The organism is Streptomyces sp. NPDC004111, from assembly GCF_042874215.1.
Classification (GTDB): domain Bacteria; phylum Actinomycetota; class Actinomycetes; order Streptomycetales; family Streptomycetaceae; genus Streptomyces.
Genome location: NZ_JBIAMU010000009.1, coordinates 165,136 through 176,236, shown reverse-complemented (window position 1 = coordinate 176,236; position 11,101 = coordinate 165,136). Strand labels below are relative to the sequence as shown.

Annotated in this window: 13 protein-coding genes and 1 tRNA gene; 8 read left to right on the top strand and 6 right to left on the bottom strand. The window is 72.2% G+C overall.

Annotation, left to right across the window (positions count from 1 at the left end):
* Window positions 1-220: 220 nt before the first annotated feature.
* Entirely contained in the window at window positions 221-802 is a 582-nt protein-coding gene (locus ACFYVL_RS19385) for a TMEM165/GDT1 family protein (protein ID WP_389246259.1), read from the bottom strand.
* On the opposite strand from ACFYVL_RS19385, the gene ACFYVL_RS19380 reads away from it, so the two are divergent.
* Window positions 783-944, top strand: a complete 162-nt coding sequence (locus ACFYVL_RS19380) for a hypothetical protein (protein ID WP_389246257.1) — start codon at window positions 783-785, stop codon at window positions 942-944. The genes ACFYVL_RS19385 and ACFYVL_RS19380 overlap by 20 nt on opposite strands.
* 182 nt (window positions 945-1,126) lie before the next feature.
* Here ACFYVL_RS19380 and ACFYVL_RS19375 read toward each other — a convergent pair whose 3' ends face one another.
* The gene (locus ACFYVL_RS19375; protein ID WP_389246255.1) at window positions 1,127-1,879 is read right to left on the bottom strand and encodes an ABC transporter permease; all 753 of its coding nucleotides are present in this window, start codon (window positions 1,877-1,879) and stop codon (window positions 1,127-1,129) included.
* A gap of 217 nt (window positions 1,880-2,096) precedes the next feature.
* Here ACFYVL_RS19375 and ACFYVL_RS19370 point away from each other — a divergent pair, with 217 nt between their 5' ends.
* The 4 genes from ACFYVL_RS19370 to ACFYVL_RS19355 all read left to right on the top strand — a co-directional run bounded on the left by ACFYVL_RS19370 (window position 2,097) and on the right by ACFYVL_RS19355 (window position 6,180).
* Window positions 2,097-2,765 carry an HNH endonuclease family protein gene (locus tag ACFYVL_RS19370; RefSeq protein ID WP_389246253.1) on the top strand — a complete coding sequence of 223 codons (669 nt, stop codon included), beginning with the start codon at window positions 2,097-2,099 and terminating at the stop codon, window positions 2,763-2,765.
* A gap of 121 nt (window positions 2,766-2,886) precedes the next feature.
* Window positions 2,887-4,563, top strand: a complete 1,677-nt coding sequence (locus tag ACFYVL_RS19365; protein WP_389246251.1) for an alkaline phosphatase D family protein — start codon at window positions 2,887-2,889, stop codon at window positions 4,561-4,563.
* Window positions 4,564-4,756: 193 nt separating this feature from the next.
* Complete coding sequence (locus ACFYVL_RS19360) at window positions 4,757-5,242, top strand: DoxX family protein (protein ID WP_389246249.1); 486 nt, start codon at window positions 4,757-4,759, stop codon at window positions 5,240-5,242.
* Between the two features lie 269 nt (window positions 5,243-5,511).
* On the top strand, window positions 5,512-6,180 hold the full coding sequence (locus ACFYVL_RS19355) for a DedA family protein (RefSeq protein ID WP_389246247.1): 669 nt from the start codon (window positions 5,512-5,514) through the stop codon (window positions 6,178-6,180).
* On the opposite strand, the gene ACFYVL_RS19350 is transcribed toward ACFYVL_RS19355, so the two are convergent.
* Both ACFYVL_RS19350 and ACFYVL_RS19345 read right to left on the bottom strand, forming a co-directional pair.
* Window positions 6,102-6,323, bottom strand: coding sequence for a DUF2277 domain-containing protein (locus ACFYVL_RS19350; RefSeq protein WP_389246245.1), 222 nt, complete (start codon window positions 6,321-6,323; stop codon window positions 6,102-6,104). The genes ACFYVL_RS19355 and ACFYVL_RS19350 overlap by 79 nt on opposite strands.
* A 109-nt stretch (window positions 6,324-6,432) precedes the next feature.
* Window positions 6,433-6,504: transfer RNA gene (locus ACFYVL_RS19345), tRNA-Val, on the bottom strand.
* A 226-nt stretch (window positions 6,505-6,730) separates the two neighbouring features.
* On the opposite strand from ACFYVL_RS19345, the gene ACFYVL_RS19340 reads away from it, so the two are divergent.
* The 3 genes from ACFYVL_RS19340 (at window position 6,731) to ACFYVL_RS19330 (ending at window position 9,269) form a co-directional block, all read left to right on the top strand.
* The gene (locus tag ACFYVL_RS19340; protein WP_389246243.1) at window positions 6,731-7,501 is read left to right on the top strand and encodes a DUF4097 family beta strand repeat-containing protein; all 771 of its coding nucleotides are present in this window, start codon (window positions 6,731-6,733) and stop codon (window positions 7,499-7,501) included.
* Between the two features lie 72 nt (window positions 7,502-7,573).
* Window positions 7,574-9,031 (top strand): hypothetical protein, encoded by a 1,458-nt coding sequence (locus ACFYVL_RS19335; RefSeq protein ID WP_389246241.1) that lies wholly within the window; start codon window positions 7,574-7,576, stop codon window positions 9,029-9,031.
* A gap of 22 nt (window positions 9,032-9,053) precedes the next feature.
* On the top strand, window positions 9,054-9,269 hold the full coding sequence (locus tag ACFYVL_RS19330) for a zinc ribbon domain-containing protein (RefSeq protein WP_389246239.1): 216 nt from the start codon (window positions 9,054-9,056) through the stop codon (window positions 9,267-9,269).
* A gap of 34 nt (window positions 9,270-9,303) precedes the next feature.
* On the opposite strand, the gene ACFYVL_RS19325 is transcribed toward ACFYVL_RS19330, so the two are convergent.
* Both ACFYVL_RS19325 and ACFYVL_RS19320 read right to left on the bottom strand, forming a co-directional pair.
* Complete coding sequence (locus tag ACFYVL_RS19325) at window positions 9,304-9,954, bottom strand: response regulator (protein ID WP_389246236.1); 651 nt, start codon at window positions 9,952-9,954, stop codon at window positions 9,304-9,306.
* A complete protein-coding gene (locus tag ACFYVL_RS19320) occupies window positions 9,945-11,087 on the bottom strand; it encodes a sensor histidine kinase (RefSeq protein WP_389246234.1) in 1,143 nt (380 codons plus the stop codon). The genes ACFYVL_RS19325 and ACFYVL_RS19320 overlap by 10 nt, the downstream gene beginning before the upstream one ends.
* Window positions 11,088-11,101: the final 14 nt, after the last annotated feature.

The following is an 11,101-nucleotide window of genomic DNA, read 5'->3' as shown; positions in this document are numbered from 1 at the left end:
ACGCCCCCCCCCCGCCCCCCCCCCCCCCCCCCCCACCCCCCCCCCCCCCCCCCCCCCCCCCCCCCCCCCCCCCGGGGGGCCCCCCCCCCCCCCCGGGCCGCCCCCCCCCCCTCTTCGTTGTTCTTCCTTGTTCGCGCACCCCTGGGTTCTTCTTCGTTCGCGTACCCCTGCGGTCGTGCGTCCGCGGAGGTCCGCGCCCGCCTGCGCGCGAGAGCCCGGCTCAGCCCGCGATGGCCTCGTACAGGCTGAACGCGGCCAGGGCCAGCATCAGACAGGCCGCCACCTTGGTGATCAGCCGCAGCGGAACCCGCTTCATCAGCGCCTGCCCGCCGACGATGCCCAGTCCGGCGACCGCCCACAGCGCGAGCACGGCGCCGATGCCGACCGAGACGGGGTTGTCGTAGCGGGCGGCCAGGGTCGCCGTCATGATCTGCGTGATGTCGCCGAACTCGGCGACCAGGATGAGCATGAAGCCCGCGCCGGAGACCTTCCAGAAGGACTGGTCCTTCGGCGGCTTGATCTCCTCGTCGTCGTCACCCTTCTTGAACAGGAGCACCAGCGCTCCCACCAGGAACAGCACGCCCACCACCGTCTGCACGATCCACTGCGGCAGCAGGGTCAGCACACTGCCCGCCGCGATGGCGATGCAGACGTGGACGAGGAAGGCGGCGGCGACACCCACGAAGACGTAGCTCGCGCGGTAGCGGGTGCCGAGCATCAGGCCGGCGAGGGCCGTCTTGTCGGGGAGTTCGGCCAGGAACACGGTCCCGAAGGTGATGGCCATGATGGTGAAGCTGATCATGGAATGGGGTTTCCTCAATCGGTCGGGCTGTCCGAACCGAGAGACCTGCCTGTTTCCGGGGTCGCTTCGGCACGGCAGCGGCATCGAAAACATCCGAGTACAACTGCGGCCGAAGGTCTCGCTGGCGGACGGAACCCTGTGAGTTCCCACCCGCCTCCGGGCGCCGGCTGAGCGTGCTCAGCAGTATGTCGACGGTCCGGCGAAGAGCTACTCCCCTTCAGTGCTCCGTACAGGGTACGGGACAAACGTACGAGCACACCTCCCGGGCACTCCCGCGCCCCGCCCGTCCCCTCCTCCTCGGCACTCCCGCGCCCCGCCCGTCCCTCAGTCCCGGTGCAGCAGTCCCCGTCCCACCAGTTCCAGCACTCCCGCCACCGCCACCGTCTGCACGGCGAGCAGCGCCACCAGCACGAACAGCTGCACCGCCCCCGCCATCAGCGGCGAGGCCCCGCCCAGCAGCATGCCGACGAACGCGCCCGGCAGGGTGACCAGGCCCACCGTCCGGGTCTGGTCCAGGCCCGGCAGCAGCGCGTCCGAGGCGGCCGGCCTGGCCACCTCCAGCCGCGCGTCCCGGTCGCCCAGGCCCAGCGCGAGGCCCGCCTCCACCTCGCCGCGCCGCACCTCCAGCTCGTCCAGCGCGCGCCGCCCGCCGAGCACGGTCGCGGTGAGCGCCCCGCCGATGAGGATGCCGGTGACGGGCACGAGGGTGATGCCGCGCGGCGGGACGAGCCCGGTGAGCAGCAGGGCGGCGACCACCGGCAGCACTCCGGCACCGATCGGCACCGCCGCCCACCACCAGGTCGCGTTTGCGGTGACGCGGCGGCCCGCGGTGCGTACCGCGACCCCGTACATCAGCAGCAGGAACGCGAGCAGCAGCCAGCCGGAGCGGGCCACCCAGCCGATGGCCAGGGCCACGACGGCGAGCTGGACGGCGGCGCGCACCCCGGCGACCGCGACCCGCCTGCCCTGCCCGCGGGTCGAGTCGGCGGACAGCCGGGCCCAGGCGGCGACGGTGACGGCGAGGGCGAGGAGCACGGCGAGGACGGCGCCCAGGGCGGGGCTGACGGGGAGCAGCACGGGCCCACCCTAGGCAGCGGCCCCGGACAATCCCCTTCCGGTGTCCGGTCGGTGTCGGATCGTCGGATCCGGTGAATGCCTTGATATGACGTGCCCATGTCGCCACGCTGTTACCTGGCGCACGCCTCCCGGAAACCCGGCGTCGCCACGATTGCCGGGCCGCGCGGGAGTTGACGGGACGCGTGGTTCAACTTCCCCCCACATCACGGGAGTTCGCATGTCACGTCATGTCGCCACCCGCTCCGCGAAGTTCTACGCGCGTCGCCTCGCGGTCGCGGGCGGAGCCGCCGCCCTCGCGGTCACCGGCTTCCTGGCCACCAGCCCCACCGCCGCCGCCTCGCCGCCCCCGCCGGTCGACGCCGCCACCGCCCGGACCTACCTCGCCGCACTGAAGGTGCAGGCGGAGGGCAGCTCGGACGGCTACAGCCGGGAGAAGTTCCCGCACTGGATCACCCAGTCCGGCGCCTGCAACACCCGCGAGGTCGTCCTGAAGCGGGACGGCAAGAACGTCGAGCAGGACGGCAGTTGCGCGGCGGTCAAGGGCAGCTGGTACTCCGAGTACGACGGCGCCACCTGGACCGCGGCCTCCGATCTCGACATCGACCACATGGTGCCGCTCGCCGAGGCATGGCGTTCGGGCGCGAAGGACTGGACGACCGCGCAGCGCCAGTCGTTCGCCAACGACCTGACCCGCCCGCAGCTGATCGCCGTCACCGACAACGTGAACCAGGCCAAGAGCGACAAGGACCCGGCGGAGTGGCTGCCGTCGCGGACCGCGTACAAGTGCACGTACGCCCAGATGTGGGTGCATGTGAAGCACTACTGGAAGCTGACCGTCGACCAGGCGGAGAAGACCGCACTGGACGGCGTGCTCAAGAACTGCTGACCGCGGCGAGGGGAACACCTCCGAGGTCAACCGCCGGTTGACGCAAGGAACTTCCCCGTTCTCCTCCGTCGTTCCGTACCGTACGGGCTGGCCCCGCACGGGGGACGACGGAGGAGGACACATGACCGGGCTGCGCCTGGGACCAGTACTGAGGTACGTCGACTGGGAGACCGGCGACGCCGCGACCGTCTGGGTGGAGACGGACCGGCCCTGCACCGCGGAGGTCGTCTGCGAGGGCGGCGGCGGGGGCACCGCGGAGACCTTCCAGATATCGGGCCACCACTACGCGCTGGTCCCGGTGACGGGCCTGCGTCCGGGCACCTCGACGCCGTACGAGGTGCGGCTCGGCGGCAGCCCGGTGTGGCCGCCGGCCGACTCCGCCTTTCCTCCGAGCACCATCGACACCCCGGTGCCGGGCGCGGGCACGGCCCGGATCACCTTCGGTTCGTGCCGGTGGGCGGCGCCCGCGGAGGGCGAGAAGGACCCGGCGGGCCCCGACGCGCTCGACACCCTCTCCGCGCGCATCGCCGGGGACCCGGGCGGCGAGCGGCCGGACGTGATCCTGCTCCTCGGCGACCAGGTCTACGCGGACGAGATATCCAAGGCCACCCGCCGCTGGCTGGCCGCGCGCCGCGATCTGCGCGAACCGCCGGGCGTGGAGGTCGCGGACTACGAGGAGTACACCCGCCTCTACTACGAGTCCTGGCTGGACCCGGAGGTGCGCTGGCTGCTGTCCACGGTGCCCACCTGCATGATCTTCGACGACCACGACGTGATCGACGACTGGAACACCAGCGCCGCCTGGGTCGCCGACATGCGGGCCACCCCGTGGTGGCGCGAGCGCATCCTCAGCGGGCTCATGTCGTACTGGGTCTACCAGCACCTGGGCAACCTCTCCCCCGCCGAGCTGGCGGCCGACGACCTGTACGCGGCGGTGCGCGCCACCCCGGACGGCACGGACGCGCTGCGCGGGTTCGCGGCCCGCGCGGACCTTGACCCGGCGTGCGTGCGCTGGAGCTACCGGCGCGACTTCGGCGGCGTACGGCTGCTGATGGTGGACACCAGGGCGGCGCGGGTGCTGGAGGAGGGCGCGCGGGCGATGCTCGACGAGGACGAGGCACGCTGGCTCGCCGCCCAGGCGCTGGACGACTCCCGCCCGTACGACCACCTGCTGATCGGCACCTCGCTGCCGTGGCTGATGCCGCCGCTGATCCACGACGCCGAGGGGTGGAACGCGGCGCTGGCCTCGGGGGTACGGGGCGGGCGCTGGGCCCGGTTCGCCGAGGACCTGCGCAGACGCTCGGACCTGGAGCACTGGGCGGCCTTCCCGGCCTCCTTCGAGCGGCTCGCCCGGCTGATCGCCGAGGCGGGCAGCGGGCCGGGCGCCCCGGCGACGGTGTGCGTGCTGTCGGGGGACGTCCATCACGCGTACGTCGCCGAGCCCACCCACTGGCCGCAGGACGCGGCGCCGGACACCGCCCGGGTCTTCCAGCTGACCTGTTCGCCGGTGCACAACGGCATCCCGTGGTCGATCAAGCTCGGGTTCCGTTTCGGCTGGAGCGCGACCGGGCGGCGGCTGGGCCGACGGCTGGCGAAGCACGGCCGGCTGGAGCGCCCGGTGCTGCGCTGGCGGCGGACCGGCGGCCCCTGGTTCGGGAATCAGCTGATGACCCTGACGCTGCGCGGGCGGACCGCACAGCTGCGGCTTGAGCAGGCACAACGGGTACGCGGCGGCGCACAGGAGAGCGGCCCGGCACGGCTGACCACGGCGATGACCACAAATCTGACACACGACTGACACAAAGGAGGCAACTGGCGCAAGAGAAGCGCCACTTGGGGGCGATAATCGGCCATGAACGGAATGTTGAACTTGCAAGCACACTGAGGCTTACCTAACCTCCTGGGAATCGCAAGTCCCCTTCGGGCTGCGTCCGCACGACGTCCCCACCGCCCGCGAGGCCTAGAAGGCCGACCGAAGGAGTCCCCCGCTCATGACCGCTCCCTCCACACCCAGCGCTCTCTCCGCACGGCTGACGGAATCCAGGCCGTACGCGCTCGCCCTGTTCCGCTTCGTCACCGGGCTGCTCTTCGCCTGCCACGGCGCCGCCACGCTCTTCGGCGTGCTGGGCGGCGCGGGCGGCACCGGCGCGACCGCACCCGTCGGCTCCTGGCCGGGCTGGTACGCGGCGGTGATCCAGCTGGTCGGCGGGGTGCTGGTCGCGCTCGGCCTGTTCACCAGGACGGCGGCGTTCGTCGCCTCCGGGTCGATGGCGTACGCGTACTTCGTCATGCACCAGCCGGAGGCCCTGTGGCCGATGCAGAACGGCGGCGAGGCCTCGGCGATGTTCTGCTGGGCGTTCCTGCTGCTGATCTTCACCGGTCCGGGCGCCGCTGCCCTGGACGGGCTGCTGGCCGGCCGCCGCACCCAGTCCGACGCACGCCCGGAGGAGCAGCGGGCGACCGCCGCCGCTGCCTGATGCGGCAACTCGACCGACGCGTCGGGGTGTTCGGACCGCTCCCGCTCGGCGGACCGGGCACCCCGGGCGCACCGGCCCGCGTCCACGGCCGCGGAGCCCGCCCCAGGCTCCCGTGACGGCCGTCACGCTCCGCGACGTGATCTCCCCGACATCACCCGCCCCAGGGCCGGAAAGCCTCCCCGCCGGGCGTAGTGTGGAACGCTGTTAAGCCGCCCCTGCCGCTCCCCATGCGACGTCGCGGCGTTGTTCCTGCCCCCGGGGAGTCCGCAGTGCTGGAGAGTCTTGGGTCGCTGACCGGCGGCCCATGGATCTATGCCGTGATCGGCGTCTCGATCGTGCTGGACGTGTTCCTGCCGATACTGCCGAGCGGTGTTCTGGTGATCACCGCTTCCACCGCGGCAGCCGCGGGTGCGACCAACGCCAATGTCCCGGACTCGTTCGCCCAGGACCTTCCCGATCTGCTGCTGCTCGCCCTGTGCGCGGCCGCCGCCTCTCTCCTGGGCGACCTGGCGGCCTACCGGCTCGCCTGGCGCGGTGGTGCCCGGCTGGACGCCGCCATCGCCCGCTCGCGCCGCCTGACCGCCGCGCAGGAACGTCTCGGCACCGCGCTGAGCCGGGGCGGCGGCATCCTCGTCGTGATCGCCCGCTTCGCACCGGCCGGCCGCTCCGTGGTCTCGCTGGGCGCGGGCGCGGCCCACCGCGCGGCGAAGGAGTTCGTCCCGTGGTCGGCCCTGGCGGGCGTCGCCTGGGCGGTCTACAGCGTGGGGCTCGGCTACTTCGGCGGCCAGTGGCTGGGCGCGAGCTGGCTGAGCACCGGCCTGTCGGTGCTGGCCCTGTTCGTGGCGGGCGCTCTGGCGGCCTACGTGGTGCGGCGCCCCCGTACTTCCAGCCCCGCCAACAGCTTGGCGGTCGCCTCGGCCACCTCCCCCACGGCCTGATCGAAGACGGCCCGGTTGTGCGCGGCGGGCGCGCGGAAGCCGGAGATCTTCCGTACGTACTGCAACGCGGCGGCGGCGATCTCCTCCTCGGTGGCCTCTTCGGGGATGGCGGGCGGACGAAGCGTCTTGATGCTGCGGCACATACCACCACGGTAGCCAGCCCCACTGACAACGGCCCGCCGCACGGGGAACGCCGAAGGCCCCGGCCGCACGATCTCTCGCACGGTCAGGGCCTTCGACGGTTTTTCCCGGTGGGCGCGGACGGTTTCGAACCGCCGACATCCGCCTTGTAAGGGCGGCGCTCTACCCCTGAGCTACGCGCCCGGGCACGAGGCAACAGCGTACATGGCCGCAGGGGATGCTCCGCAATCCCGATCCGGTGGACGGGCTGGTCAGAACAGGGCGGGCGGCCCGTTCCGGCGAACGGCCGGCGGAGCCCGACCGGGGGTTACCCCTACCCCCGATCCGGTGGACGGCCGGATCGCTCCGGCTCCGCCCGGTTCCTAGGGTTGGGGAAACACCGACCGCACGCAGCAGGGGGACCTTCACCATGGCAGTCCGGACAGCAACCACCACCCGCACCCTTCTCGCCGCAGGCGGGGCTGCGCTCCTCGCGCTCGCGGTGTCCGGCTGCGGCGGGGCGGACGTCTCGGACGCCCCCGTGGAGAAGAAGTCCTTCTCCTACAGCGGGAAGTCGCTGACCATCAAGGGCGACAACTCCCGCCTCGACCTGGTGCCCGCCGACGTCAAGGGCATCGAGGTCGAGCGGCAGGTGGACGGCTGGGTGTTCCTCGGGAACGGGCCCGACCCCGTGTGGGACCTGAACGGCGACACCCTCAAGCTCCTCGTGAAGTGCGAGGGCCTGTCGTCGAACTGCCAGGGCAAGTACTCCGTGAAGGTGCCGCGCGGCGTCTCGGTGACGGTCGAGGACGACAACGGCAGCGTGCACGCCTCGGACTTCGACACCGACCTGAAGATCAACTCCGACAACGGTGCGATCAACCTCAAGAACGTGAGCGGCAAGCTCGACCTGGAGAGCAACAACGGTGCGATCAAGGGCGAGGGCATCGGAACGAAGTCGGTGACCGCGCGGTCCGACAACGGCGAGATCGCGCTGGGCTTCACCGCCACCCCCGACCTGGTGGACACCAGCAGCAACAACGGCGCCGTCCGGCTCACCCTGCCGAAATCGACGTACAAGGTCGAGACCAGCACCCAGAACGGCAAGGTGACGGTGGACGTGCCCAAGTCCGACAACAGCGCCCACCTCGTGAAGGCCCGGACCGACAACGGCGAAGTCACCCTCCGAAGCGCGAACTAACCGGGCCGTGTGTTCGTCCTTACCTGGTGGGACAATGAACCAGGCAGGGCGGACACAGCACGGGAGAGGGATGTGACGGCGACACACGCGCAGCACACGCAGCGAGTAAGCCGTCGGGCAGAACGCCGTCCGGAACCGGATCCCCGTCCGGAGCCCGGCCGCCGCGGGGGCCAGGGCGCTGCCCGCCGCGCGGAGGCCGGCGCCGTCCGTGACGTGCTGGCACTGGCCCTGCTGCCGCTCCCGCTGATCGCACTGGCCGCCGCCGCGCTTCCCCTGTCCTTCGCGGGCGGGGGCACCCGGCGCTGGTTCGGCGGTCGCAGCGAGAGCGCGCGGGCGGACGCCCAGGCGGCGAAGGACGCGGCCGCCGCGGCCTTCTACGAGCTGGACACGGCACAGCGGGACCTGCGGATCTCCATCGAGACGATCACCGCGGTGGACAGTTCCCCCGGGGCGCAGCGCACGGCGCAGCAGTTCGCCTCGCTGGGACAGCGCATCGACGAGGTCAGCCACACCTACATCACCGCCGTCGACGCCCACGACCTGGACCGCGACGACCTGGACGCGGGTGACGCCTCGCGCGCACGGGCCGAGCTCAACAAGGCCAAGGACGAGCTGGTACGCGTCAAGTCCGAGCTGGAGAGGTTCCAGCAGGGGCTCGGACCGCTGCTGGACAAGGCGGAGACACAGCTGGCCCGGCTGGCCCCGGCGGTGGAGCGGGCCCGGCAGTCGCTGCTCGCCGCGAGCAACGCGCTCGACGCGGTACGGGCGGCGGGGCTGCGGGCGGACGACCTCGCCTCCCGGCTCGCCGCACTGGGCCCGGAGCTGACCAAGCTGAACCAGGGCGCCGGACAGCACGGGGTGCCCGAGACACTGGCCCGCGCCGAACACGTACAGCGCGACGCGGAGGCGGTGCGCGCCGAGGCGGCGCGGCTGCCGGAGCGGGCGGCGGAGATCGACAAGCGGCTGGTGTCGCTCCGCACCCGCGCACAGGCCCTCACCACGCGGGCCGGCAAGGTCGATCCGGTACTGAGCGAGCTGCGGCGGCGCTTCACCGCCGCGTGCTGGCAGGACCTCCAGCAGGTACCGGCGCAGGCCAGGGAGAACGTGACGCTGGCCGAGCAGCGCCTCAAGGAGGCCTCCAAGGCGCGCGACGAACAGCGCTGGCCGGACGCGACCTCCCTGCTGAGCACGGTACGCGCGCTGCTGAACGGCACCGACGAGGCGGTCTCCGCCGCCGGCGACCGGCTGCAGCGCCTCAACGCCGTGTCCAAGGACCCGGAGCAGGAGATACAGCGCACCCGCTTCGCGATCCGCGACGCCCAGCGGCTCGCGATGGCGGGACGCAACACTCCCGACCCCCGCCATGCCCGTCCACTGGACGACGCGGTGGCCCGCCTGGAGCGCGCCATCGCCGCGCTGGAGGGCCGCCACCCCGACTACTGGCACTTCCTCACGGAGACCGAAGCGGTGCGCAACACGGTCGCCAGGGTCGTCTCGGACATCCGCGAGGAGCGGGGCGCGGGAGCCTAGCCGCACCGCCTAACCTGGTGCCATGCCCCGTTACGAGTACCGCTGCCGTCCCTGCGACGCCACTTTCGAACTGACCCGTCCCATGGCGGAGTCCGGCGCCCCCGCCGTCTGCCCGGCCGGTCACCCGGACACGGTCAAGCTGCTCTCGGCCGTGGCCGTGGGCGGCAGCGCCTCCGCCTCGTCCGCCGCCCCGTCGGGTGGCGGTGGCGGCTGCTGCGGCGGCGGATGCTGCGGCTAGAACCGGGCGCCCCCTGTGGGTCGCCGCCAGGTGCTCATTCGCTGCTCCCCAGGTATCTGAGGACCGCCAGCACGCGGCGGCTGTAGCCGCTGCTCTGGTTCAGCCCGAGCTTCTCGAAGATCGCGTTGGCGTGCTTCTCCACGGCGCTCAGGGAGATGTGCAGCCGCTTGGCGACCGAGGGGTTGCTGTGCCCCTGGGCCATCTCGCCGAGCACTTCCCGCTCACGCTCGCTGAGCTTGGACAACGGGTCGCTGCCGTTGGAACGCCGCACCAGCTGCCGGACGACCTCCTCGTCGAAGGCCGCCTGTCCCGCCGCCACCCGGTCCAGTGCGTCCAGGAACTCGTCGACCTGGACCACCCGGTCCTTCAGGAGGTAGCCGACACCGCCCGAGTCGTCGGTGAGCAGTTCGGTGGCGTATCGCTTCTCGACGTACTGGGAGAGGACCAGTACGCCGACTCCGGGGTGGCTGCCCCGGATGTCGAGGACGGCGCGCAGCCCCTCGTCGGTGTGGGTGGGCGGCATCCGGACGTCCGCGACGACCACGTCGGGAGGGGTCTTCGCCACGGCTGCCAGCAGCGCCTCGGCGTCACCGACGGCCGCGACGACCTCGTGCCCCTCCTCGGCGAGCAGCCGCACCAGTCCCTCCCTCAGCAGAATCGAGTCCTCGGCCAGGATTACGCGCATGGGATCTCCGCGGTGATGGTGGTGGGTCCGCCGGGCGGGCTGTCGACCCCGAACCTGCCGTCGAGGGCCGCTACTCGCCTGCCGAGTCCTATCAGCCCTCCCCCGGCCGGGTCGGCGCCGCCCACTCCGTCGTCCTCCACGCCGACCCTCAGGAGGCCGCCGCGCCAGTCCAGTTGGAGCCGGAGCCTGGTGGCGGCGGCGTGCTTGACGGCGTTGGTGACGGACTCGGCGATCACGAAGTAGGCGACGCCCGCGGCGGCCGGCGGCGGTTCGGTCTCGAATCCCTCGTAGTGCACCAGAACCGGTACCTGGACGCGTGCCACGACGGTCTCCACGGCGGCCCGCAGCCCCGCCTCGTCGAGCACTGTCGGGTGGACCCGCCAGGCGACGTCGCGCAGTTCGTCCAGGGCCCGTCGGCTCTCTTCGTGCGCCTGGAGCAGCAGTTGGCGGGCGTGCTCGGGGTCCTGGCTGCGGCGGGCACGCCCGATCAGCATGCCGAGGGCGACCAGCCGTTGCTGCACGCCGTCGTGCAGGTCCCGCTCGATGCGCCGCCGTTCGTCCTGCACCGCCTCGACGACGCCTGCGCGGCTGGCGGCGAGTTCGGCGATGCGGTGCTCCAGGACCGAGGAACCGCTCGGGCCGAGGAAGTGGCGGGCCATCCTTCCCTCCAGGACGGCCAGTCCGAAGACGCCCTGGAAGGAGAGCACGAAGAGCAGGAGCCCGGCGGCGCTGGAGTAGGCGACCGTGAGCGGGTGGTCGATGTCCTCGATCAGCCAGCCGTAGGCGAAGAAGGTGCCGAAGCCCGCCCCCACCACCACGTACGCCAGGACGACGGCCCCCAGCAGACCCGGTATCCAGCGGACGGCGAGGTACCGCAGCGCCTGTGTGCCGTCGTACCCGGCGGAGACCCGGGTGTTGAGCAGCACCGCGAGGCGGGTCCGCTCCACCGCGGTCAGCCGTACCGCCACCGCCCGCAGGGGACGCAGCACCGCGTTCCGTCCCCGCGGCCAGCCGAGGACCGGCAGCAGGGCCGCTCCGGAGACCAGGGTGAGGGCCAGCTCCACCAGTGCCGTGCAGGCGCCCAGCGCCAGCCCCGCCGCGAGCTCAACTCCCCTTCGCACCAACGTTTTCATGATCAGAACGTAGC

Excerpts from the sequence above, each read along its gene's own strand:
- ACFYVL_RS19380 (WP_389246257.1), top strand. The coding sequence starts at position 783 with ATGATGGTGAAGCTGATCATGGAATGGGGTTTCCTCAATCGGTCGGGC.
- ACFYVL_RS19385 (WP_389246259.1), bottom strand. The coding sequence starts at position 802 with ATGATCAGCTTCACCATCATGGCCATCACCTTCGGGACCGTGTTCCTG.
- ACFYVL_RS19370 (WP_389246253.1), top strand. The coding sequence starts at position 2,097 with ATGTCACGTCATGTCGCCACCCGCTCCGCGAAGTTCTACGCGCGTCGC.
- ACFYVL_RS19365 (WP_389246251.1), top strand. The coding sequence starts at position 2,887 with ATGACCGGGCTGCGCCTGGGACCAGTACTGAGGTACGTCGACTGGGAG.
- ACFYVL_RS19360 (WP_389246249.1), top strand. The coding sequence starts at position 4,757 with ATGACCGCTCCCTCCACACCCAGCGCTCTCTCCGCACGGCTGACGGAA.
- ACFYVL_RS19350 (WP_389246245.1), bottom strand. The coding sequence starts at position 6,323 with ATGTGCCGCAGCATCAAGACGCTTCGTCCGCCCGCCATCCCCGAAGAG.
- ACFYVL_RS19340 (WP_389246243.1), top strand. The coding sequence starts at position 6,731 with ATGGCAGTCCGGACAGCAACCACCACCCGCACCCTTCTCGCCGCAGGC.
- ACFYVL_RS19330 (WP_389246239.1), top strand. The coding sequence starts at position 9,054 with ATGCCCCGTTACGAGTACCGCTGCCGTCCCTGCGACGCCACTTTCGAA.
- ACFYVL_RS19325 (WP_389246236.1), bottom strand. The coding sequence starts at position 9,954 with ATGCGCGTAATCCTGGCCGAGGACTCGATTCTGCTGAGGGAGGGACTG.
- ACFYVL_RS19320 (WP_389246234.1), bottom strand. The coding sequence starts at position 11,087 with ATGAAAACGTTGGTGCGAAGGGGAGTTGAGCTCGCGGCGGGGCTGGCG.